12 protein-coding genes and 1 riboswitch are annotated in these 23,772 nt (G+C 67.0%); of the genes, 8 read left to right on the top strand and 4 right to left on the bottom strand.

The annotated features are described in order from the left end of the window. The first annotated feature begins 110 nt into the window (after positions 1-110). Positions 111-3,173: a protein kinase domain-containing protein gene (locus tag ACQP1G_RS36950; RefSeq protein ID WP_433194307.1), complete on the top strand. Its 3,063-nt coding sequence runs from the start codon at positions 111-113 to the stop codon at positions 3,171-3,173. 354 nt (positions 3,174-3,527) lie between these two features. On the opposite strand, the gene speB is transcribed toward ACQP1G_RS36950, so the two are convergent. Next, positions 3,528-4,541, bottom strand: a complete 1,014-nt coding sequence (speB, locus tag ACQP1G_RS36945; protein WP_433194306.1) for an agmatinase — start codon at positions 4,539-4,541, stop codon at positions 3,528-3,530. Between the two features lie 386 nt (positions 4,542-4,927). On the opposite strand from speB, the gene ACQP1G_RS36940 reads away from it, so the two are divergent. Further along, a complete protein-coding gene (locus ACQP1G_RS36940; RefSeq protein WP_433194305.1) occupies positions 4,928-6,439 on the top strand; it encodes a PucR family transcriptional regulator in 1,512 nt (503 codons plus the stop codon). A 198-nt stretch (positions 6,440-6,637) separates the two neighbouring features. Here ACQP1G_RS36940 and lpdA read toward each other — a convergent pair whose 3' ends face one another. Both lpdA and lipA read right to left on the bottom strand, forming a co-directional pair. Then, a complete protein-coding gene (gene lpdA / locus ACQP1G_RS36935; RefSeq protein WP_433194304.1) occupies positions 6,638-8,011 on the bottom strand; it encodes a dihydrolipoyl dehydrogenase in 1,374 nt (457 codons plus the stop codon). A gap of 56 nt (positions 8,012-8,067) precedes the next feature. Next, a complete protein-coding gene (gene lipA, locus ACQP1G_RS36930; RefSeq protein WP_433194303.1) occupies positions 8,068-9,018 on the bottom strand; it encodes a lipoyl synthase in 951 nt (316 codons plus the stop codon). A 355-nt stretch (positions 9,019-9,373) separates the two neighbouring features. Then, positions 9,374-9,481: riboswitch (glycine riboswitch) on the top strand. A 166-nt stretch (positions 9,482-9,647) separates the two neighbouring features. Here lipA and gcvP point away from each other — a divergent pair. The 5 genes from gcvP to ACQP1G_RS36905 all read left to right on the top strand — a co-directional run bounded on the left by gcvP (position 9,648) and on the right by ACQP1G_RS36905 (position 17,162). After that, positions 9,648-12,575 carry an aminomethyl-transferring glycine dehydrogenase gene (gcvP, locus tag ACQP1G_RS36925; RefSeq protein WP_433194302.1) on the top strand — a complete coding sequence of 976 codons (2,928 nt, stop codon included), beginning with the start codon at positions 9,648-9,650 and terminating at the stop codon, positions 12,573-12,575. A gap of 146 nt (positions 12,576-12,721) precedes the next feature. Continuing rightward, positions 12,722-13,849, top strand: coding sequence for a glycine cleavage system aminomethyltransferase GcvT (gene gcvT, locus ACQP1G_RS36920; protein WP_433194301.1), 1,128 nt, complete (start codon positions 12,722-12,724; stop codon positions 13,847-13,849). A 96-nt stretch (positions 13,850-13,945) separates the two neighbouring features. After that, on the top strand, positions 13,946-14,350 hold the full coding sequence (gene gcvH / locus ACQP1G_RS36915) for a glycine cleavage system protein GcvH (protein WP_433194300.1): 405 nt from the start codon (positions 13,946-13,948) through the stop codon (positions 14,348-14,350). A gap of 71 nt (positions 14,351-14,421) precedes the next feature. Then, positions 14,422-15,690 (top strand): serine hydroxymethyltransferase, encoded by a 1,269-nt coding sequence (gene glyA, locus ACQP1G_RS36910; RefSeq protein WP_433194299.1) that lies wholly within the window; start codon positions 14,422-14,424, stop codon positions 15,688-15,690. Between the two features lie 89 nt (positions 15,691-15,779). After that, positions 15,780-17,162: an L-serine ammonia-lyase gene (locus tag ACQP1G_RS36905; protein ID WP_433194298.1), complete on the top strand. Its 1,383-nt coding sequence runs from the start codon at positions 15,780-15,782 to the stop codon at positions 17,160-17,162. Positions 17,163-17,335: 173 nt separating this feature from the next. On the opposite strand, the gene ACQP1G_RS36900 is transcribed toward ACQP1G_RS36905, so the two are convergent. Further along, positions 17,336-18,319 (bottom strand): hypothetical protein, encoded by a 984-nt coding sequence (locus tag ACQP1G_RS36900; RefSeq protein ID WP_433194297.1) that lies wholly within the window; start codon positions 18,317-18,319, stop codon positions 17,336-17,338. A 1,158-nt stretch (positions 18,320-19,477) separates the two neighbouring features. Here ACQP1G_RS36900 and ACQP1G_RS36895 point away from each other — a divergent pair. After that, a complete protein-coding gene (locus tag ACQP1G_RS36895) occupies positions 19,478-23,698 on the top strand; it encodes a beta strand repeat-containing protein (RefSeq protein WP_433194296.1) in 4,221 nt (1,406 codons plus the stop codon). Positions 23,699-23,772 lie beyond the last annotated feature (74 nt).

Below are 23,772 nucleotides of genomic sequence, written 5' to 3'. Positions count from 1 at the left end.
AAAACAGGATTGATACCGCCGCGCTGAGCGCCTGTCCGGGACGCAGCCCGCGGGTAGTCTTGACAACACTCAGCAGGCAGTGACACAGGTGTTCGAGGAAAGAGCGTGCCGTGGCCGATGCGGACCCACCGGCGACCCAGGCGGACTTCGCCGGATTCGATCCGATCGAGGCAGTTGGCGCTGAACTGAGCGCCGCCGGATTCGAGGATTCGCACGAGGTCGGCCGCGGCGGCTTCGGCGTCGTGCTTCGGTGCCGGCAGGGTGCCCTCGGCCGAACGGTCGCGGTCAAGGTGCTCTCAGCGTCCCTCGACCGCGAGAATCGAGAACGCTTCCTGCGCGAGGAATACGCGATGGGCACGCTCTCAGGGCACCCGAACATCGTCGCGGTCTACGAAGCGGGGGTCACCGCCGGCGGCCGGCCCTTCATCGTGATGCCGTTCTGCGGCGCAGGCTCGCTGGAGGCGAGAATCCGGCGACAGGGTCCGTTGACCTGGTCGGAGGCCCTGCGTGTCGGTGTGAAGCTGGCCGGCGCCCTCGAGACGGCCCACGGTGCGGGGATTCTGCACCGGGACGTGAAGCCGGCGAACGTCCTGCTGACCGACTACGGCGAGCCGCAGCTCACCGACTTCGGCATAGCCCGCACCATCGGTGGGTTCGAGACCACCGCCCGTGCCGTGACCGGCACTCTGGCGTTCACCGCCCCCGAGGTGCTCGAGGGTGGGCCGCCGAGCGTCGAGTCCGACGTCTACGCGCTCGGTGCCACACTGTTCAGCCTCATCTCCGGTCATGCCGCCTTCGAACGACGCAAGGGGGAGGAGGCTGTCGCGCAGTTCCTGCGGATCGCCGCGAATCACATCCCCGACCTGCGCCAGCAGGGAGTGCCCGGGATCGCGTGCGAGCTGATCGAGACCGCGATGGCGCGCGACCCGGTCGAACGCCCGCACACCGCGGCGGAGTTCGGAAACCTGGTGCGCGAGGTCGAGCTGCGCAGCGGCCTGTCGATCGACGAGATGGCCCTGCCCGGCGCGACGGGATCGCGGGACACGTCCGCGCCGAGACCGGCGCGGGAGCGCTCCCCGTCCGGCTGGACCGCGCGACCTCCGCGCTTGCCGCTGCAGTTGACCAGCTTTGTCGGACGGCGGGCCGCGCTTGCCGATGTCGGCGCGCTGTTGACGACGGCGCGTCTGGTCACGCTCACCGGCCCGGGCGGGGTCGGGAAGACTCGGCTCGCGGTGGAGGCGGCGGCGGCGTCACCGCTGCGCGCGAACACCTGGCTCGTCGAGTTGGGAACTGTGCTCGAACCGGAACTGCTCATCGACAAGATCGTCGACGACCTGCGACTCGGCGACGAACCGATCGGCGCGCGCAACCCGATCCGGGCCCTGGTCGACCGACTCTCGGACGTGTGGGGCGATCGCGACGCCCTGATCGTGCTGGACAGCTGCGAGCACCTGGTCGAGTCGTGCGGCCCGCTGGTAGAGGAGTTGCTGCGGTCGATCGGCGGATTGCGCGTGCTGGTGACCAGTCAACGGGTTCTGGGCGTCAATGGTGAACATGTCTATCCGGTCATGCCGCTCTCGCTGCCCGATCCGGCCGCCGACGAAGAGCAGGGGGACGAATCCGAGGCGATCGCCCTGTTCGCCGAGCGTGCGCGGGCGGCCGAACCGGATTTCGCGCTGACCGACGACAACCGGGTCGCGGTGGCCGGGTTGTGCGAGCAGCTCGACGGAATGCCGCTGGCCATCGAGTTGGCGGCCGCCCGGCTGCGTGCGTACGGGCTGGACGAGATGCTGGCGATGTTCGCCGACCGGTTCCGGATGTTGGCCACCGCCGGCCGGCCGGCGGATCCGCGGCACGGCTCGCTACAGGCGCTGGTGGAATGGAGCTACGACCTGCTCACCGCCCAGGAACGCGACGTGTGGGCCATGGTATCGGTGTTCACGGGACGTTTCACCGCTGCGGCTGCGGCGGAGGTCTGCGCGGGTCCCGGATACCAGGAACGGGATGTCCGGTTGATTCTGGCGTCGCTGGTGGACAAGTCGATGTTGTTGTCCGGCACCGTCAGTGGTGTCCGTCGCTACCGGCTGCTGGTGACGCTGCGCGACTTCGGGCGCGAGCGCCTGGCCGAGACCGACCTGCGGCAGGCGTGCCTGCAACGATTCGTCGCCCGGTACCGGCGCCTGGCCGCGGAGTTCCGGCGGGGGTGGTTCGGCCCCGGTCAGCAGGCGCTGTACGACGCGGTCCACGACGAGCGGGAGAACTTCCGCGCGGCCCTTTCGTACAGCCGCAGCGACGGGCAACTGTCCCTGGCCGGTATCGAGATCGTGACGTCGCTGCACTTCTATTGGCTGGCCAGCTGCAGCCTGTCGGAGGCGCGGCGCTGGTTGTCGGCAGCGCTCGAGTCCACCTCGATGGACGAAGCGAATCGATCACGGGCACAGTGGAGTTCGTCGGTCGTGATGATGCTGCAGGGTGACCGGACGATGGCGCTCGATTGGGCCACTCGGGCGCGCGAACTCGCGATCGTACGCGGCGATCACGGCGACCAGGGGTACGCCGCAGCCGCGCTGGGATTCGCCGCGATCTGTGGTGGCGAACTCGAGCTCGCCCGGGTGCACTACCAGGAGGCAGTGCAGTGCCAACGCGACTCCGGCGACGCCGAGGGGCTCGCGGTCGCCATTACCGGGCTGCTCACCAGTCTGCCGCAGGGCGGCGACACCCCCGATGCCCAGCTCTGGCATGAGGCGGAGGCGTTGTGCACGGCGGCCGGCGACAAGTGGACCCTCGCGTACCTCACCTTCACGCGTGGATACGATGCCTTCCTGGCGGGGGACCTCTCGGGTGCCCTCGACTGTCAACGCGAGTGTCTGCGGCTCGCAAGGGGATTCGGCGATCGGATCCTGTGCGCCTGGGTGTTCGAGGTGACGTCCTGGATTGCGGTCCAGCGCGGCGACGCCGAACTGGCCGCGCGGATGCAGGGGGCCGCGGCCGCCAGTTGGGCGTCGGGGGAGACGTCGATGCTCGGCTACGGCGGTATGCGCGAAGGGCACGACGAGACCAGCGCTCGTATCCGCGCCGAACTGGGGGAGTCGTCGTCCGATCGGCTGTTGCGTAGGGGCGGTCGGACGTCCCTACGGGAGAGCATTTCCGTTGCTCTCGGGGAGCGGGACTGAGGTTCCGCCCGCCCCGATCAGCGCAGGACGACGGTGCGGCGTACCTGCGCGGTGACCCGGCCTTCGCATCGACCACCTTCTGCGCGATGATCTGTCCCTCGTCCAGGTCCGCGGTCACGTAGTGGGCGCTGGCTTCCGCACGTCACGTGGACCAGCATCAAGAAGTGGCCGGCCGCCCGATCGTCGAACAGTTGTTGTCGATGATGTCGCAGCCGTGCTCGACCAGGTATCCCGAGACGGCGAAGACGATGCCGGGTGACCCGCCGCAGGGGCGACCGCTCGGATCATTCCGACCGCGCGCCACGAGAGTCCCTGGGCCAGGGACGGATCACGACGGCCCCGGGTGGACTTCGGTTATCTCGAGAGCGTGGTCTCCTCGAGTGACTCGGCGGCGGCGACGGCCTTCGCGGCCGAACCGGACACCATCAGCGAGACCAGGTCGAACACCAGCGTGGCGGCCGCAACGCAGGTGATCTCGGCGTGGTCGTAGGCGGGGGCGACCTCGACGACATCGGCGCCGATAATGTTCAGACCCGTCAGCTGGCGGAGCATCCGCAGCAACTCCCGCGAGGTGAGCCCGCCGGCCTCGGGCGTGCCGGTGCCCGGTGCGAACGCCGGGTCGAGCACGTCGATGTCGATGGAGACGTACACCGGTACGTCACCGATGCGCCGGCGCACGACGTCGACGGCCGCCTCGATGCCCATGACGTCGAGGTCGCCGGCGCGGATGATCCGGAATCCCATGCGCGCGTCGTCGTTGAGGTCCGCCTGGTCGTAGATCGGCCCGCGGATGCCCACATGAATCGAGTGGTCCTCGATCAACAGCCCCTCTTCGAAGGCGCGGCGGAAGATCGTCCCGTGGGTTACCGGAGCATTGAAGTAGGTGTCCCACGTGTCGAGGTGGGCGTCGAAGTGCAGCAGGGCGACCGGGCCGTGCTTTGCATGCAGCGCACGAAGATTCGGCAGGGCGATGGTGTGGTCACCACCGATCGAGACGATCCTGCGGTCCCCGCCGCGGAGGATCTCGCTGGCATGGTCCTCGATCTGCTTGCAGGCCTCGGCGATGTCGTACGGGGTGACCGTGATGTCGCCGGCGTCGACGACCTGGACCTCTTCGAGCGGCGCGAGACCGAGTTCGACGTGGTAGCCGGGGCGCAAAGCCCGGGCGGCCTGACGGACGGCGAGCGGGCCGAACCGGGCGCCGGGGCGGTACGAGGTGCCCCCGTCGAACGGCACTCCGAGGATGGCGATGTCGTAGTCGTGCACCTCATGGATGTCGGCAATGCGGGCGAAGGTGCCCTTTCCAGCGAAACGGGGAACCTCGGTGGCGGGAACTGCACCGACGAGGGTGTCTTTGGGCTGAGGCATGTCGGTTGTCTCCTGTGTTCGGTGTCGTGGATCAAAGAGGGATGACGGCCCGGGGTTTTCGGTGCGAGGAAGGTCCGATGCGGACACCCATCGGCGGACGCCCTGCGCGCAAGCTCACCAAGGTCAACACCAGATACGTCCGCCGCAGATGATCCTGGCGGCCGGAATCACCCTGGGTCGACGAAGCTTGCGACGAATATGGTGAGACGACCGGTACTGGCCATTGCGGCTCCTGGGCTGCGTTGATACATGGCGCGCAGAGTGCTGACGTCCAATCAGACTGCCTCGGACCCATGCCTGTGCGCGAGTAGCAAAGACGCAAAACTGATCGATCTGTTCTATTCGATCGCACAAACCGCTTGGTCGCCAGCGCTTAAGATGCGATTGTGGCAATCACTATCGGCGAGCTCGCGGAGATCCCGCACCTTCGACTCGATGTGCACTCGGGAGCGGCAGGTCTCGGGCGTGAAGTCGCGTGGACACATGTCACCGATCTCCCCGAACCCTGGCGCTGGGTGACCGGCGGCGAGTTGCTGATGACCAACGGTATGTCGTTTCCGAAATCAGCGAAAGCACAGGTCGACCTGGTGCGACAGCTCGCCGCGAAAGGAGTGGTCGGCCTCGGCATCGGCGAGAACATGTACTGCCCGCCGCTCACCAAGGCGATTTCGACGATCAGTGACGAGCTGGGGTTTCCGGTGTTGTGGATCCGGTATCCGCTGCCCTTCGTCGCCATCTCGCGGGCCGTCGCGGAGGCCACCCTCCTCGACCAGTCGCAGCGGCTGAGTCGCACGGTCCGGATGTATGACCTGATCCGCCGCCGCACCGCGCACGGCGCCGACCCAGCAGCCCTACTGTCCGCGCTGGCGCGCGAGCTGGGATGTGAGATCCAGGTATGCGAACGCGCAACCGGCGAGCCGTGGTTCCCGGACTCGCCGCCGCTGGATCCGACGGTCAGCGACGCCATCGCGACATTGTCGGAGTCGTCGAAGAACGTGGCCGGTGGAGCATATGGCCTTCCGTCCATCGGTGACCGCGCGGCCATGCTCACCGACATCCCTCGGCACGCGGAGGCCGCATTGGTCGCGCTCAGCGATCCGAAGGTCGGCGTCGACCCGATCCAACTCCAGCATGCGGCCACCGTCGTAGCGATCGAGCTCTCCCAGACACGGCTCATGCTCGAACACGAGCGGCGCTACAAGTCGGGATTGCTCACTCAGATGCTCGAAGGGCGGACGGACATTCCCGCCGTAGCCGATCAACTCGCCGAAGTCGGCCTGGATCCGGCGTCCGCGGTGCTCGTCGCCGCCCGCAGCGACGACACGAATCGCATGCTGGACCTGCACAATTCGTTGTGGCGGCGTTCGCTGCCCTATCTGTGCCGGCTCCGCATGGACACAGCCCATGTTCTGGTACCCGATGGCCCCGACACCGACGCCGTGCTGATCCGAGCGCTCGGCCCGACCGCCCGGATCGGAGTAAGCGGGACAATCAGTTCGCTCAGCAGGTTTCAGGATGCGGCTCGGGAAGCTTCCTGGGCGTTGTCGATCGCGGAACGCCGGGGAACCGTCGTGTCTCGGTACGGCAGCGCCGTACCCTGGATCGGCCTGTCCGACGTGGCCGATGCGCAGACCCTGGTCGACCGCATCCTGCGGCCGGTCCTGGACTACGACGAGAAGCACCAGTCGCAACTCGTCGAAACCCTCTACACATTCTTGCAGAACCAGCGGTCGTGGCAGCGGACTGCGCAGGCCATGCACATCCACCGGCAGACGGTGATGTACAGAATCCGGAAGGTGGAGGCGCTCACCGACCGCGACGTGGCGGACACGAACTCACTGGCAGAGCTATGGCTGGCCGTGCGGGCCGCCGAGCTGCTCTCGATTCGCTCCGAGTAGACATCGAAAGTAGCCCGTGTGGATCATCCACCCGCGATCCGGGGCCACCACTCAGCCGCGCCGCAACGATCTCATCCAAAGCTGGTCAAGGCCGTCCGGCTCGGCCTGTACGACCCGGTCGGCCGCTGAACGCATGGTGCGGGGACCCTGCAGTCGGTCTGACCGGCGGAAGGGTCCCCTCATTGGGGTGGTAGGGGGCTACCCGTGTACATGCAGGGGCTTGCCGGAGACGGCCAGCAACGCCTCGCCCAGCGCCTCGCCCTGCGTGGGATGGGCATGCACGAACTTTGCGGCCTCGCCCGCATTCGCCTTCAAGTTGTAGAGCATCTGTGCCTCGCCGATCAGCTCGCCGACCCGATCGCCGACCATGTGCACGCCGATCACCGAATCATCCGGCGCCACTACGAGTTTGACTGCTCCCGATGTCCCGAGGATCTGGCTCTTGCCGTTGCCCGCGAGGTCGTAGGTCATGGTTTTGATGTCCTCGCCGAACGCCCCCCGTGCCGTGGCCTCGGTCAGGCCGACCGAGGCCACCTCGGGGTGTGAGTACGTCACGCGGGGGATGCCGGTCTCGTCGATCGGGTCGGGGCTCAGGCCCGCGATCTCCTCGGCGACGAAGATGCCCTGCTGGAATCCGCGGTGGGCCAACTGGAGTCCGGGCACGATATCGCCGACCGCGTACACGTTCGGGAGCGCGGTGCGCAGTCGCTCGTCGGTGGTGACGAAGCCGCGGTCGAGGACGATGCCCGCCTCCTCGTAGCCCGTCGCCGCGGTGTTCGGACCTCGACCCACCGCGACCAGCACGACGTCGGCATCGAGGACGTCGCCGGACGCGAGGGTGACGCGCACGCCGTCGTCGTCCTGCGCCACCTCGGTCACCCGGGCGCCCGTCTTGGCGGTGATCTTGCGCCGCCGGAAGGCCCGTTCGAGGTACTTCGAGAGCGCCTCGTCCTCGTTCGGGACCAGCCGCGGCAGCGCCTCGACGATCGTCACCGAGGCGCCGAAGGACGCCCAGACACTGGCGAACTCGACGCCGATGACGCCGCCGCCGAGGATCACGGCCTTGGCGGGGACCTCGGACAGGGTCAGGGCCTGGTCGCTGGTGATCACCCGGCCGCCGATGCTGATCCCGGGCAGCGGCTTGGGGTACGACCCGGTCGCGAGGATCACGTCGGTGCCGGTGATCAACTCGCCGTCGACCTCGACGCCGTTCGGTGCGACGAACCGGCCGCGGCCGTTGACCACCTTGATGCCGTACGAATCGATCAGGCCCTGCAGGCCCTTGTGTAACCGGGTGACGATGGTGTCCTTGTAGCTGAGCACCTTCTCGACGTCGACGCCGCCGAACGACGCATCGACGCCGAATTGCGAAGCCGTGCGGGCGTTGTCGGCCACCTCGGCGGCATGCAGTAGCGCCTTGGTGGGAATGCACCCGCGGTGCAGGCAGGTGCCACCGAGCTCGTTCTCCTCGACGAGGATGACCGAGCGGCCGAGTTCGGCCGAGCGGATGGCGGCGGCGTACCCGCCGGAACCGCCGCCGAGAACGACCACGTCTGCGGATCGTGAGGTCATGTGAATACTCCTTGTGTGGAATGTGAAAGCTGTGTGGATGAAGGCATTTCGTGGATCTACCGGGAATCGGAGGCGGTCGTCGCCTCGGCATGCAGGCGGCCTGCGCGGTAGGAGGACCGGACCAGTGGACCCGACATGACGCCGAGGAATCCGATCTCGCGGGCCACCTGCTCGAGGTGCGCGAACTCCTCGGGCTCGGCCCACCGCTCGACGGGATGGTGCCGGGACGACGGCCGCAGGTACTGGGTGATCGTGACCAGCTGGCAGCCCGCGTCGTGCAGGTCCCGCAGTGCCTGGATCACCTCGTCGGTGGTCTCGCCCAGTCCGAGGATGAGGTTCGACTTCGTGATCAGACCGTCCGTCCTGGCCCGGGTGATCACCTCGAGGGACCGCGCATAGGTGAAGGCGGGCCGGATCCGGCGAAACACGCGTGGAACGGTCTCGACGTTGTGCGCCAGCACTTCTGGACGGGTGTCGAAGACCTCACGCAGTTGTCCGGGATCCGCGTTGAAGTCCGGAATCAACAGTTCTACGCCGGTGCCCGGGCTCTGCTGGCGAATCTGGCGCACCGTTTCGGCATACAGCCAGGAGCCGCCGTCCGGTAGATCGTCGCGAGCGACGCCGGTCACCGTGGCGTACCGCAGACCCATCGCGCTCACCGACTCGCCGACCCGTCGCGGTTCGTCGAGGTCGAGATCGGCGGGTTTGCCCGTGTCGATCTGGCAGAAGTCGCAGCGCCGCGTGCACTGGTCCCCGCCGATCAGGAAGGTCGCCTCGCGGTCCTCCCAGCACTCGAAGATGTTGGGGCACCCCGCCTCCTGGCAGACGGTATGCAGGTTCTCGCGTTCGACGAGGGCGGCGAGCGCTCGGTACTCGGCTCCGGTGCGCATCCGCACCTTCATCCACGGCGGCTTGCGTTCGACTGGAGTCCGGGCGTTGCGAACCTCGAGCCGAAGCAGTCGACGCCCGTCCGGGGCGAGGGGGGAGGGGTGGGGTGAGACGCTCATGGGAACTCCTTCGATAGCCGGAGCTGGCGAATTCTCGCTTGCAGGCTCCGGCTGCTGTGCGGCGACGCAAAGTCGCCGGTGATATCAGACCCGCACGGTCATGGCCGAGCAGCGCTCGCAGGAAGCGGTGTCAGCGGGGGAGAGGAGGCAGGCCCTCGATACCTTTGCGGGACTTGGTATCTGGACGCCGAATGCTCGGTGTGTGCGGTCACAGCTGAGCGAGTTCCAGACCGAGGATGCCAAACGCTGACGCGTTTTGGCAAGGGTGGCGCGGTCGAGTGGTCCCGAGGAGGTGGTGGCAGACAAACCTCGGGGGAGTGTGTACTGTTCTGCGAATCACAACTGAAAACGCCGATGACGCGCAGCGGGAGAACCTCCGAGTTTCAGACTTCTGAACTCCGAGGCGCCGTAGGAGCAACTTCCTCCCCGGGAATCTCTCAGGCCCCAGTACCGCAGCGCCGAGGCAACTCTGGAGAACAGGAACGGCCGCAGGCCGGTACTTACCGAAGGTGAAGAGCAACGCCGTAGCTGCGGCAATGCCCAAACTCTCAGGTTTCAGGACAGAGCGGGGAGGTGTCCCTCAGTCGATGTCCGGTGCGGTCCGGACATAGCGAAACCGGAGTCACCTCGTGCCAGTTGAAACCCGCATTGCCCCCACTGGTGGGCCCTCTACCAGCGACTTTCCCTCGCGCCACATCGGTCCCGACGCGTCCGCAGCACAGCACATGCTCGAGGCACTCGGCTACGAGACGCTCGATGAGCTGATCGACGCAGCGGTGCCGGACCAGATCCGCAGCGAGAAAGCCATGGACCTGCCGGCGGCCCGGAGCGAGCCGCAGGTCCTCGCCGACCTGCGCGCCCTCGCCGACCGCAATCAGACGCGTGTCCAGATGATCGGTCTCGGCTACCACGACACCGTCACACCTGCGGTTTTGCGGCGAAACCTGCTCGAATCGCCGGCCTGGTACACCGCCTACACGCCCTATCAGCCGGAGATCTCCCAGGGTCGGCTCGAAGCGTTGCTGACCTTCCAGACGTTGATCGAGGATCTCACCGCGCTCCCCCTGGCCGGGGCCTCCCTGCTGGACGAGGCCACCGCCGTGATGGAGGCCGTGCTGCTCATGCGGCGGGCCAACAAGTCCAAGTCCGCCACGAACCGGGTGATCGTCGACGCGGACTGCCTGCCGCAGACCCTCGCGGTCGTCCAGGGGCGTGCCAAGTCGGTCGGCATCGAGGTGCTGGTCGCGGATCTCTCCAGTGAATTGCCCGACGGTGACGCATTCGGTGTGGTGTTCCAGGCGCCGGGCGCGAGCGGCGCCGTGCGCGGCCTGTCGCCGCTGATCGCGGCCGCGGGCGAGCGCGGCGCGCTGACCACGGTGGCCGCTGACCTGCTCGCGTTGACGATCTTGACGCCGCCCGGAGAACAGGGCGCCGACATCGCGGTCGGATCCGCGCAGCGCTTCGGCGTGCCGCTGTTCTTCGGCGGCCCGCACGCCGGCTACATGGCCGTGCGCACCGGGCTCGAGCGCATGCTCCCGGGCCGCCTGGTCGGGGTCTCCGTCGACGTCGAGGGAGCGCCCGCCTACCGGCTCGCGCTGCAGACCCGCGAACAGCACATCCGCCGCGACAAGGCGACCAGCAACATCTGCACCGCGCAGGCACTGCTCGCCAACGTGGCCGCCATGTACGCGGCGTACCACGGTCCGGAAGGTCTGCGCGCCATCGCAACCCGCGTCCACCGCCATGCCGTGGCGATTGCCGAGAGCCTGCGGGCAGCCGGCCACCAGATCGTGCACAACCGCTTCTTCGACACCGTGCAGGTCCGGGTGCCGGATCAGGCAAGGGAGTTCGTCGCCAACGCCGATCGCCTCGGCATCAACTTGCGCCTGGTGGACGACGACCACGTCGGCATCTCCTGCAACGAGTGCACCACCGATGACGTGGTGCGTCGCGTCGTGGCCGCCTTCGGCGCGACGGTGACGGCAACGCCGACCGCGGTCTCCGGGCTGCCGACCGAGCTCGACCGCACCTCGAAGTTCTTGCAGCATCCGGTGTTCCACGAGCACCGTTCGGAAACCGCGATGCTGCGGTTCCTTCGGAAGCTCTCGGACAAGGATCTCGCCCTGGACCGCACCATGATCCCGCTGGGGTCGTGCACGATGAAGCTGAACTCCGCGGTGGAGATGGAGCCCATCAGCTGGCCCGGATTCGCCGGCATCCACCCCTACGCGCCCTCCGAGCAGACCGGCGGGTACCTGGAGCTGATCGGCGACCTCGAGCGGTGGCTCGGGGAGATCACCGGATACGACCGAGTCTCGTTGCAGCCCAACGCCGGATCTCAGGGCGAGCTGGCCGGGCTGTTGGCGATCCACGGATACCACGAGTCCCGCGGCGAGAGCGGCCGCAACATCTGTCTCATCCCGCAGTCCGCACACGGAACCAACGCCGCCTCGGCGGTCCTGGCCGGGATGCAGGTGGTCGTGGTGGCCACCGCGACCAACGGCAATATCGACATCGACGATCTGCGCGCCAAGATTGCGGTCCACGAGGGCAAGGTCGCCGCGATCATGCTCACCTACCCCTCCACTCACGGTGTGTACGAGAACGACGTGCGCACGGTCTGCGACCTGGTGCACCAGGCCGGCGGTCAGGTGTATGTCGACGGCGCGAACCTCAATGCGCTGGTCGGCCTGGCCCAGCCGGGCAAGTTCGGTGGCGACGTCTCACACCTGAACCTGCACAAGACCTTCTGCATCCCGCACGGCGGCGGCGGACCCGGCGTCGGACCGGTCGCGGTGCGCGAGCATCTGGCCCCGTTCCTGCCCGGGGACCCACTCGGCAGCGGCGACGGGGGAGCCCCGGTCTCGGCCGCGAACTACGGCTCGGCCGGCATCCTGCCGATCACCTGGGCGTACCTCGCGCTGATGGGCCCGGACGGCCTGACCAGCGCCACCGAGGCCGCGGTGCTGGCGGCCAACTACGTCGCGAAGTCGCTCGACGCGCACTTCCCGGTGCTCTACACCGGACCGTCGGGTCTGGTGGCGCACGAGTGCATCCTCGACCTGCGCGCCATCACCAAGGAGACAGGTGTGACCGCCGAGGACGTGGCAAAGCGACTGATCGACTACGGATTCCACGCGCCGACCCTGTCCTTCCCGGTGACCGGCACCCTGATGGTCGAACCGACGGAGTCGGAGGACCTGGCCGAGCTGGACCGGTTCATCCAGGCGATGGTCGCGATCCGGCAGGAGATCGACCTGGTCGGTGACGGGGTGTGGCCGGTCGAGCGGAGCCCGCTGCGTCAGGCGCCGCACACCGCGGAACAGGTCACTGCCGACGAGTGGACGCTGCCCTACCCCCGCCACCTGGCCGCCTTCCCCGTCGCCTCCTTGCGCGCCGCGAAGTACTGGCCACCGGTACGTCGGATCGACGGGGTACACGGGGACCGCAACCTCGTCTGCTCCTGCCCGACACCCGAGGCATTCGAAACCCCGACCAGCCAGAACGTCACCGACACCTCGGCGAACGCCGACTCCCGCGAGGAGGTTTTCGCATGAGCGAGCGTAGCGAGCGAACCATAGGCACAGCCGAGCACTCGCTCGTGCCGGAGCGAAGCGGAGGCATGAGCGAGCGTAGCGAGCGAGCATCCGACACAGCCACCCGCGGTGGTCATGCCGGAGCCGAGCGTCAGCGAGGCGGAGGCATGAGCACCGGTTCGTCCGTCTCGACATCCCCCGCATCTCCACTGCTCGAAGAGCACGCCAACCTCGAGGCCAGCTTCACCGACTTCGCCGGCTGGCAGATGCCACTCAAGTACGACAGCGAGCTCGCCGAGCACCGAGCCGTGCGCAGCACTGCCGGGCTCTTCGACCTCTCGCACATGGGCGAGATCGCGATCACCGGCCCCGCCGCCGGTGCGCTGCTCGACTACGCGCTTGTCGGCGAACTCTCCAAGATCGGCATCGGGCGAGCCAAGTACTCGCTGCTGTGCAACGCCGACGGCGGAGTGATCGACGACCTGGTCGTCTACCGGCTCGCCGACGACTACTTCCTGGTCGTGGCCAACGCGTCCAACGCGTCGACGGTGGCACGTGAACTCGTCTCGCGCGCAGCGGGATTCGATGCCGAGGTCGACGACCAGTCGGCGCAGACCGCGCTGATCGCCGTGCAGGGTCCGGCCGCCCAGGACATCGTGCAGGCACTCGTGCCCGACGGGCAGGTCGCAGCCGTGACGGAGCTCGGGTACTACGCGGTCACCCCCGCATCGGTCGCCGACATCGACGTGCTGCTCGCCCGCACCGGGTACACCGGCGAGGACGGCTTCGAGCTGTACGTGCCCAACGAGCAGGCGGTGCGCCTGTGGCGGGCACTGCTCGACGCGACCGCGGCCCGTGGCGGTGTGCCGGCCGGTCTCGCCTGCCGCGACACCCTGCGGCTCGAGGCGGGCATGGCGCTTTACGGCCACGAGCTGACCCTGGACACCAACCCCTACGAGGCCGGACTCGGCAAGGTGGTCCGGTTGGGCAAGGAGTTCGTGGGACGCGATGCGCTGCAGGAACTCTCGGAGCGGCCCATCGAGCGGGTGCTGGTGGGACTGAAGGGCACCAGCCGGCGAGCGGCCCGCGCCGACTACACCGTGTACGACGCGGCGGGCGAGACGGCAGTCGGTGTCGTCACCTCTGGTGCGCTCTCGCCGACGCTCGGCTACCCGGTCGCGCTCGCCTTCGTGGATGCGGCTCTGCAGGAGTCCGGGACGGAGCTGACCGTCGACGTCCGCGGCAAGAAGGAACCCTTCGTGGTCACTCCCTCGCCCTTCTATCGCCGCTCCTGAAGCCGGAGCGCTCGAACACTTCGCGCTCGAACACGCAGCGCTCGAACACTATTGACCTACCCAGTCACCAACAAGAGCCCTCGAGAAGGTACAAGCATGTCCTCATTCGATCTGCCCAACGACCGCAGCTACACCGACGACCACGAGTGGGTGGCCATCACACCGGGAGCCGAGCTCCCCGACTACCCCGTCCGAGTCGGCATCACCTCGATCGCCGTCAACTCGCTCGGCGAGCTGGTCTTCGTGGACCTGCCCGAGGTCGGCGCCACCATAGTCGCCGGCGAGAGCTGCGGTGAGGTCGAGTCCACCAAGACCGTCTCCGAGCTGTACCCGCCGGTCAGCGGCCGTGTGACCCTGGTCAACAGCGCTGTCGTCGACGACCCGAGTCTGGTCACCTCCGACCCCTACGGGCAGGGCTGGCTGTTCGCCGTGCAGCCCTCCGCCGCCGGTGACCTGTTGACCGCCGCCCAGTACGCAGAGAAGAACGGAGTCGTGGCATGAGCGGTCAGGCGCGGAGGCGGCAGCGGAGTGTAACCACGCAGCGCCCCCGCTCATGCCAGAAAGGACACAGCATGAGCGTCCTGGACCAGACCCTCGCGGATTTCGATCCCGACGTCGCCGCCCTCATCGGAAGGGAGCTCGAGCGTCAGCGCACCGGGCTCGAGATGATCGCCTCCGAGAACCACGCTCCGATCGCCGTCATGCAGGCGCAGGGTTCGGTGCTGACCAACAAATACGCCGAGGGCTACCCGGGGCGCCGGTACTACGGCGGGTGCGAGCACGTCGACGGGATCGAGCAGCTCGCCATCGACCGAATCAAGGCACTCTTCGGCGCGAAGTTCGCCAACGTGCAGCCGCACTCCGGAGCCACGGCGAACGCGTCGGTGATGCACGCGCTGCTCGAGCCGGGCGATACCATCCTCGGCCTGTCCCTCGCCGACGGCGGACACCTCACGCACGGCATGCGGCTGAACTTCTCCGGGAAGCTGTACAACGTTGCGGCGTACGGGGTTTCGGACAGCGACTACCTCATCGACATGGACGAGGTGGCCAGGGCGGCACGCGAGCACAAGCCGCGGCTGATCATCGCCGGCTGGTCGGCCTACCCCCGGCATCTGGACTGCGCCCGCTTCCGCGAGATCGCGGACGAGGTCGGCGCCTACCTGATGGTGGACATGGCCCACTTCGCCGGGCTCGTCGCGGCCGGGCTGCACCCGTCACCGGTGCCGCACGCGCACGTCGTCACCTCGACGACCCACAAGACGCTCGGCGGACCGCGCGGCGGCATCATCCTCACCAACGAGGCCGACATCGCGAAGAAGATCAACTCGGCGGTGTTCCCCGGCCAGCAGGGTGGGCCGCTCGAGCACGTCATCGCAGGTAAGGCGACCGCATTCAAGATGGCCGCCCAGCCCGAGTTCGCCGAGCGGCAGCAGCGTTGCCTCGACGGCGCCAAGATCCTTGCGGAGCGGTTGAGTCAACCGGACGTGAAGGGCGCCGGCATTTCCGTGCTGACCGGCGGGACCGACGTGCACCTGGTCCTGGTCGACCTGCGGGACGCGGAGATCGACGGCCAGCAGGCGGAGGATCGCCTCGACGCGATCGGAATCACGGTCAATCGCAACGCGGTGCCGTTCGATCCGCGTCCGCCGATGGTGACCTCGGGGCTGCGAATCGGCACCCCGGCCCTGGCTGCCAGGGGTTTCGACGCCGGGGACTTCGAGAAGGTCGCCGACCTCATCGCCCGGGCGTTGATCGCGGCGCCGGAGGCGGACGTGTCGGCGCTGGCGACCGACGTGCGCACACTCGCCGACAAGTACCCCCTCTACCCGGAGCTGTAGAGCATGGCTGCGCTGCCCGTCGCGGCCCTGACGTCCGCTCCTTGCTGCGCTGCGGCACTCGCTGCGATGATCCGGAAGGACCTCGACTCATGACCATCAGCGTGTTCGACCTCTTCACGGTCGGCATCGGTCCGTCCAGTTCACACACCGTCGGCCCGATGCGGGCGGGCGGGAGGTTCGCCGAGGCCCTCGCTTCCCGCGGTGTGCTCGATGCCGTCGCCGGTATCCGCATCGATCTCTACGGATCGCTCGCGGCCACCGGCGCCGGCCACGGCACCTTCTCCGCGATCCTGCTCGGGCTGGAGGGGTACCGGCCGGAGACTATCGAGACGCAGGAGAAGGACCGTCGCCTCGCGACGTTGCGGGAGACCCGTCGGATCATGCTGGGCGGCGTCCGGGAGATCGAGCTCGCCGAAGACGAGATCGTGCTGCATCCGTTGACCGTTCGGGACTTTCATCCGAACGCGATGACCGTCGCCGCGACCGACGACGGCGGGCAGGAACTGCTGCGGGAGACCTACTACTCCATCGGCGGGGGCTTCGTGGTCACTGAGTTCGAGACGGAGGCGCCGGCGCCGACGGACCCGCTGGCGCTCTCGTTCGGTTCCGCGAAGGAGTTGCTGGAGATCACCGAGCACCACGGGATCTCGATCGGCGACGTGATGCTCGAGCACGAACGTGCGGCCAGGCCCGAGTGCGAGGTGCGCAGCCAGTTGCTGCACATCAGGGACGTGCTGGTGGAGTGCTTCGAGCTGGGTATTTCGCGGATGGGTTACCTGCCGGGTGGACTGCACGTCCGGCGTCGGGCCCGCGACTGGTACGAACGTCTACGTAGCGAGGATCCCAACCGGGACCCTGCCTTTGCCGAGGACTGGGTCAATCTGGTGGCCCTGGCGGTCAACGAGGAGAACGCCTCCGGGGGACGGATCGTCACCGCTCCCACGAACGGTGCGGCCGGGATCATTCCTGCGGTGCTGCACTATGCCACCCACTACACGCCCATGGGCAAGTCCGATCCGGACGGCACGGCTATTCGTTTCCTGCTGGCGGCGGGTGCGGTCGGGTCCCTCTACAAGGAGCGCGCCTCGATTTCGGGCGCCGAGGTCGGGTGCCAGGGTGAGGTTGGGTCCGCCGCCTCGATGGCGGCGGCGGGGCTCGCGGAGATCCTCGGCGGCACGCCGGCGCAGGTGGAGAATGCCGCGGAGATCGCCATGGAGCACAGCCTGGGCCTGACGTGCGACCCCATCGGCGGGCTCGTCCAGATCCCGTGCATCGAACGGAACGCGATCTCGGCGGGCAAGGCCATAAATGCCGCCCGAATGGCGTTGCGCGGCGACGGAACTCATCGTGTCAGCCTCGACCAGGTGATCGAGACGATGCGCGCGACCGGGCTGGACATGAGCTCGAAGTACAAGGAGACGTCCATGGGCGGGCTCGCCGTCAACGTCTCGGTCAACGTCGTCGAATGCTGATCGGGGGCAACAGGCATGGAAAGGAACAGCCAGTGGTTGAATGACCTCGCCTGCGTGCGGATCTCGAGGTCCGGGTCGTCGTCGATTCCGCCGCCAGCGCCGACGCATCAATCACGCCGGCAGCCTTACCCTGCGGGAAAACGGGTTAGCACAACGGCAATAGGGGGTGGATGTCATGATGCCGATTCGATCAGCAGATGCTCCAAGCGGGCCGTGTCGTCGGAGTCCTCATCGACACCGACCACTGCGACGAACTCGCGATCACCGGCACGTCGCTGCAAGGGACTCCAGGAGTTGGCGAGATACCAGCTCGCCCCGGTGGTGCCACGCGGGCCTAAGCCCGCGCAGAATATCCAGTATCGGTCGGGGTGCAGGTCCGGGCTCGGTCGCACCCGCGCGATGACGCCGATGCTGTGATCTCCGCTCGAGCCATACCGGCTACCGTCGGTCAACTCCAACTGCTCTGAACGGGAACCGTCTTCAGCACCACTGCCATTGAGAGTGAAAAGCGGACGATCGACGCTTTCGAGGTACATACGTGTGCAGTCGTTGCAAGTCAGTCCAAAACTGATATAGGGGCGGTCGCCGTGCGCAACGACGTCCCGGTCGCTCCGGATTTCAGTCAAAAGACCAGTGTGGCGCCGCAGCGCAGAGAACACGTATAGCAGTCCGCGAACTTCCTTCTCCGGTAAGGCAGCCAGCACATCCGAGCGATGATCAGCCGCAACTGCGCGGACCTTCCCGAATGCGCACGGATAGGGAGCCTCGGCCGCACCGAATGCTTGCACAGGCCGCAGCGGTAGCTCGAACGTCGGGTACACGAGAGTAATCCCGCTGGTGATCATCTCAGCCCCGAGAAATGCTTCGAGCTCGATGTCGGTTCCGGGAGAATCCAACTCGTGCCCGCGAACGGCGACCGGTGCGGCATCTGCCATCTGAAACAATCTCTCGATCGTCCAGCCAGGGAACATCCGGACCAGTACCCGGCAATGGTAGTCGCGCGGAAGCCCGACCATCCCGCCCGAAAGCCACTGGTAGAACTGTGTCTTCGCTGGCCCGTAACCAGGTGGGATGGGAGGATCGAGTTGCGCGGCGCACCTATCGTACGCGGCCAGGAAATCCGAATGGCTCTTGAGATGCTGCTCCGCCAGCAGCATCTTCAGAACGGTAGCCAATGAAACCCCCTTACCCCTGAAACCACCGCCCTGGTGGCGGCGACTCGATTTACAACCGCGGCTCGCACGGTCGGCAACGCTGTCCGGTGACCGCCCCGACCACTCGGACACCAGTGCAGCAGAGGCTGTTACCGCTCCCGCCCGCCGTGGCCACGGTGCGCTGTGCCGTCCCCTCCCTGCTGGGGCGAGCGCAACGCCGCGTGTCCGGGTCGATGTATAGCGAGGTAGCCGCAATGCTGCCGACGAAAGTGAGCGCAGTGGCGGTCGACGGGCCGATCCCGGTGCGGCTGGTCGTAGCGCCGGCTGCGGCAGCCCCTTGGATGGTGCTGTTCAAAGCGGGTATGGGAACCTAACAGACAATGTTGCCGGGTCTCTCCGAGGGGTGGCAATGACCTGCACCGTACCGGCAGGCGCGATCGCCGTGACCTGCGTATCCGAGTCGATGGTGTAGGTGGTCGCGGCAGTACCGGATCGCCCGATCAAGAAACGGCGAAGCCGGTACCCATCACGGAACGTTCGCGTCTCCCGACGTGTTCCACAAGGTCGGAGAGCGGGAGGTGATGGTAGGCATGACGCGCCTCCTTTGCCGCGATGATGATTCCCCGACTGCAACCGGATGGTTGCTTCCAGTAAGCCCTCTACGTTGTTGCAGAGCAATGAATCTCCGATCCGTTTTCGTCCGTTTTCACACGTAGACCTTGCCTCCCGTCGATGTAACCGACCGACTGCTGCAGATCCCCCGACGGTAAGCCGCGACCAGGGTGATTCGGTGCCGGCGGTGGCGCGGACGGACCTGCGCGGTGATCGCATCAGAGCGTCGCCGGTGAGTCATCGCATCAGTGACGAGAACCGTTGTGGCGCATGTCTCGAGGGTGCCGATGCGGCGTTATATCCAACGGCTGCGGCGGTGCTCGTGATCACGGCGATCGGCTCAGGTCGGGTAGGGGGGTTGCCGACCCGACCGGGAGTCTCCAGATCTTCGACAGGCGGCGGGAATCCGATAACGAACGAAAACGAACCCCTCGGGCCGGTCCATCGCCTGTTTCAAGGACGTTAATGGAAGTTGCGGGCCGCCACAGCAACTCGGGCAACCGCCCGGGGGCACTAGAGGAATTACACAGCAGCAAGGAGGCAAGCATCGTGCCTACCATCACCTCGATCTCCCCGACCTCGGGACCCACGACCGGGGGAACAAGCGTCACGATCACCGGTACCGGGTTCACCGGTCCGACTACCGTGCGATTCGGTACTACGGCAACGACTTTCACCCTGGATTCACCGACGCAGATCACGGCGATCGCCCCTGCCGGATCAGTCGGTACCGTACAGGTCACTGTTACCACCTCGGCGGGCACCAGCAATGGTGTGCCCTACACCTATCTCGCGGTTCCCACGTTGAGCAGCATCAGCCCCAGCCAGGGGTCCACTGCGGGCGGAACGACAGTCACGCTCACCGGGTCGGGCCTGACGGGAGTCACCGCAGTGAATTTCGGTGGCACACCCGCGACCTCGTTCACGGTCAACTCCAACACGCAGATCACCGCTGTAACCCCCGCGGGCACCGGGATCGTCACCGTCACCGTGACCGGGCCAGGTGGCACCAGCAACCCGGTTACCTACATCTATGTCGTCGTTCCGACCATCACCTCCATCTCCCCGACCGCCGGACCCACTGCGGGCGGGAACAACGTGACGATCACCGGCACCGGATTCACCGGCCCGTTGACCGTCCGATTCGGCACGACCGCAACGATATTCACCGTGAACTCCGCCACCCAGATCACCGCCGTCGCCCCAGCCCATGCGGCCGGGACGGTGCAGGTCACGGTCACCGGCTCGGGCGGAACCAGCAACGGTGTCACCTACACCTACGCCGCGGTGCCCACACTGACGAGCATTACCCCCACCTCAGGATCGGTGACCGGCGGAACCACGGTCGTTCTTGCCGGGACGAATTTGACGGGTGCGACGGTGGTGAGTTTCGGTGGGACGCCGGCGACGTCGTTCACGGTGAACTCCGCCACTCAGATCACTGCTGTGGCTCCGGCCCATTCGGCCGGGACTGTGCTGGTTACTGTCACGACAGCGGGTGGAACGAGCAACGGTGTCGCCTACACCTACGTCGCTGTGCCGACGCTGACCAGCATTACCCCCGCATCAGGATCGGTGACGGGTGGGACCACGGTCGTTCTTACCGGGACGAACCTGACGGGTGCGACGGTGGTGAGTTTTGGTGGGACGCCGGCGTCTTCGTTCACGGTGAACTCCGCCACTCAGATCACTGCTGTGGCTCCGGCCCATTCGGCCGGGACTGTGCTGGTTACTGTCACGACAGCGGGTGGAACGAGCAACGGTGTCGCCTACACCTACGTCGCTGTGCCGACGCTGACCAGCATTACCCCCGCATCAGGATCGGTGACGGGTGGGACCACGGTCGTTCTTACCGGGACGAACCTGACGGGTGCGACGGTGGTGAGTTTTGGTGGGACGCCGGCGTCTTCGTTCACGGTGAACTCCGCCACTCAGATCACTGCTGTGGCTCCGGCCCATTCGGCCGGGACCGTGCTGGTGACCGTCACCACCGCGGGTGGAACCAGCAACGGTATCGCCTACACCTATGTCGCTGTGCCCACTTTGACCACAGTGGTGCCCAATGTCGGATCGGTGACGGGCGGAACGACGGTCGTGCTGACCGGGACGAACCTGACGGGTGCGACGGTGGTGAGTTTCGGTGGGACGCCGGCGACGTCGTTCACGGTGAACTCCGCCACTCAGATCACGGCGGTCACCCCGGCCGGATCGGCGGGGACCGTGCTGGTTACTGTCACGACAGCGGGTGGAACGAGCAACGGTGTCGCGTTCACCTATGTCGCTGTGCCCACTTTGACCACGATCGTGCCCAATGTCGGATCGGTGACGGGCGGGACGACGGTCGTTCTTACCGGCACGGCCCTGACGGGTGCGACGGTGGTGAGTTTCGGTGGGACGCCGGCGTCTTCGTTCACGGTGGACTCCGGCACCCAGATCACTGCCGTGGCTCCGGCCGGAACAGCCGGGACCGTGCTGGTCACTGTCACGACAGCGGGTGGAACCAGCAACGGTGTCGCCTACACCTATGTCGCTGTGCCCACTTTGACCACAGTGGTGCCCAATGCAGGTCCGGTGACGGGCGGAACGACGGTCGTTCTTACCGGCACGGCCCTGACGGGTGCGACGGTGGTGAGTTTTGGTGGTACGCCGGCGTCTTCGTTCACGGTTGACTCCGCCACTCAGATCACGGCGGTCACCCCGGCCGGGTCGGCGGGGACGGTCCTGGTGACCGTTACGACAGCGGGTGGAACGAGCAACGGTGTCGCGTTCACCTATGTCGCTGTGCCCACTTTGACCACGATCGTGCCCAATGTCGGATCGGTGACAGGCGGAACGACAGTCGTGCTGACCGGGACGAACCTGACGGGTGCGACTGCGGTGAGTTTCGGTGGTACGCCGGCGACTTCGTTCACAGTTGACTCCGCCACTCAGATCACTGCCGTCGCCCCCGCTGGGTCCGCCGGGACCGTGCTGGTTACTGTCACGACAGCGGGTGGAACGAGCAACGGTGTCGCGTTCACCTATGTCGCTGTGCCCACTTTGACCACAGTGGTGCCCAATGCAGGTCCGGTGACCGGCGGGACGACGGTCGTTCTTACCGGCACGGCCCTGACCGGTGCGACGGCGGTGAGTTTCGGTGGGACACCGGCGACTTCGTTCACAGTTGACTCCGCCACTCAGATCACTGCCGTCGCCCCCGCAGGGTCCGCCGGGACGGTCCTGGTCACTGTCACGACAGCGGGTGGAACCAGCAACGGCGTCGCCTACACCTATGTCGCTGTGCCCACTTTGACCACGATCGTGCCCAATGTCGGATCGGTGACCGGCGGAACGACGGTCGTGCTGACCGGGACGAACCTGACGGGTGCGACCGTGGTGAGTTTCGGTGGGACACCGGCGACTTCGTTCACGGTTGACTCCGCCACCCAGATCACGGCGGTCACCCCGGCCGGGTCGGCGGGGACAGTACAGGTCACCGTCACGACAGCGGGTGGAACCAGCAACAGTGTCGCCTACACCTATGTCGCTGTGCCCACTTTGACCACGATCACCCCCGCATCAGGATCGGTGACCGGCGGAACGACAGTCGTGCTGACCGGGACGAACCTGACCGGTGCGACCGTGGTGAGTTTCGGTGGTACACCGTCGACTTCGTTCATCGTCGACTCCGCCACTCAGATCACCGCCGTCGCCCCCGCAGGGTCCGCCGGGACGGTCCTGGTCACTGTCACGACAGCGGGTGGAACCAGCAACGGCGTCGCCTACACCTACATCGCGATACCTGCCCTGACTGCCATAGTTCCCAGTTCAGGGCCGGTGGCCGGTGGGACCACCGTCACCCTGACAGGAACGGCACTCACCGGAGCCACCGGGGTCAGTTTCGGTGGGACACCCGCGACCTCGTTCAGCGTCGACTCCGCCACTCAGATCACGGCGGTCACCGCTGCTGGGACGGCGGGGACGGTCCTGGTCACCGTCACCACCGCTGGTGGTACCGGTGATGGTGTCTCCTTCACCTTTGCCGCGGTGCCCACGCTGACCGCCGTCGTTCCCAACTCGGGGCCGGTGGCCGGTGGGACCACCGTCACCCTGACAGGAACGGCCCTCACCGGAGCCACCGGGGTCAGTTTCGGTGGGACACCGGCGTCGTTCGCCGTCGACTCCGCGACCCAGATCACGGCGGTTGTCCCCGCCGGGACGGCGGGGACTGTGCTGGTCACCGTCACCACCGCGGGTGGAACCAGCAACGGTGTCGCCTACACCTACGTCGCGGTTCCTACCCTGACCGTGGCGGTGCCGAACACCGGCCCGGTCGCTGGTGGGACGAGCGTGGTACTGACCGGGACGGACCTGACAGGTGCGACTGCGGTGAATTTCGGTGGTACACCGGCGACTTCGTTCAGTGTCGACTCCGCTACCCAGATCACCGCGGTGACCCCTGCCGGGTCGGCCGGGACCGTGCTGGTCACCGTCACCACCGCGGGTGGAACAGTCGATGGTGTCTCCTTCACCTACGCTGCGGTTCCTACCCTGACCGTGGCGGTGCCGAACACCGGGCCGGTCGCTGGTGGCACGACCGTCGTACTGACCGGGACGGACCTGACAGGTGCGACGGCGGTGAGTTTCGGTGGTACACCGGCGACTTCGTTCAGTGTCGACTCCGCCACCCAGATCACCGCCGTCGCCCCGGGGGAGTCGGCCGGGACGGTGCAGATCACTGCCACGACAGCGGGCGGCACCAGTAACGGTATCGCTTTCATCTACGTCTGACAGCGAATGCGGCTGGGCCGCCGGTAGGCCGTTGCCTGCCGGCGGCCCAGTTACGTCGCGATCGAACCGAAGCC

It is taken from the genome of Nocardia sp. CA-107356, assembly GCF_050946365.1.
Taxonomy (GTDB): domain Bacteria; phylum Actinomycetota; class Actinomycetes; order Mycobacteriales; family Mycobacteriaceae; genus Nocardia.
This window is presented reverse-complemented; position numbering and strand designations above follow the sequence as displayed.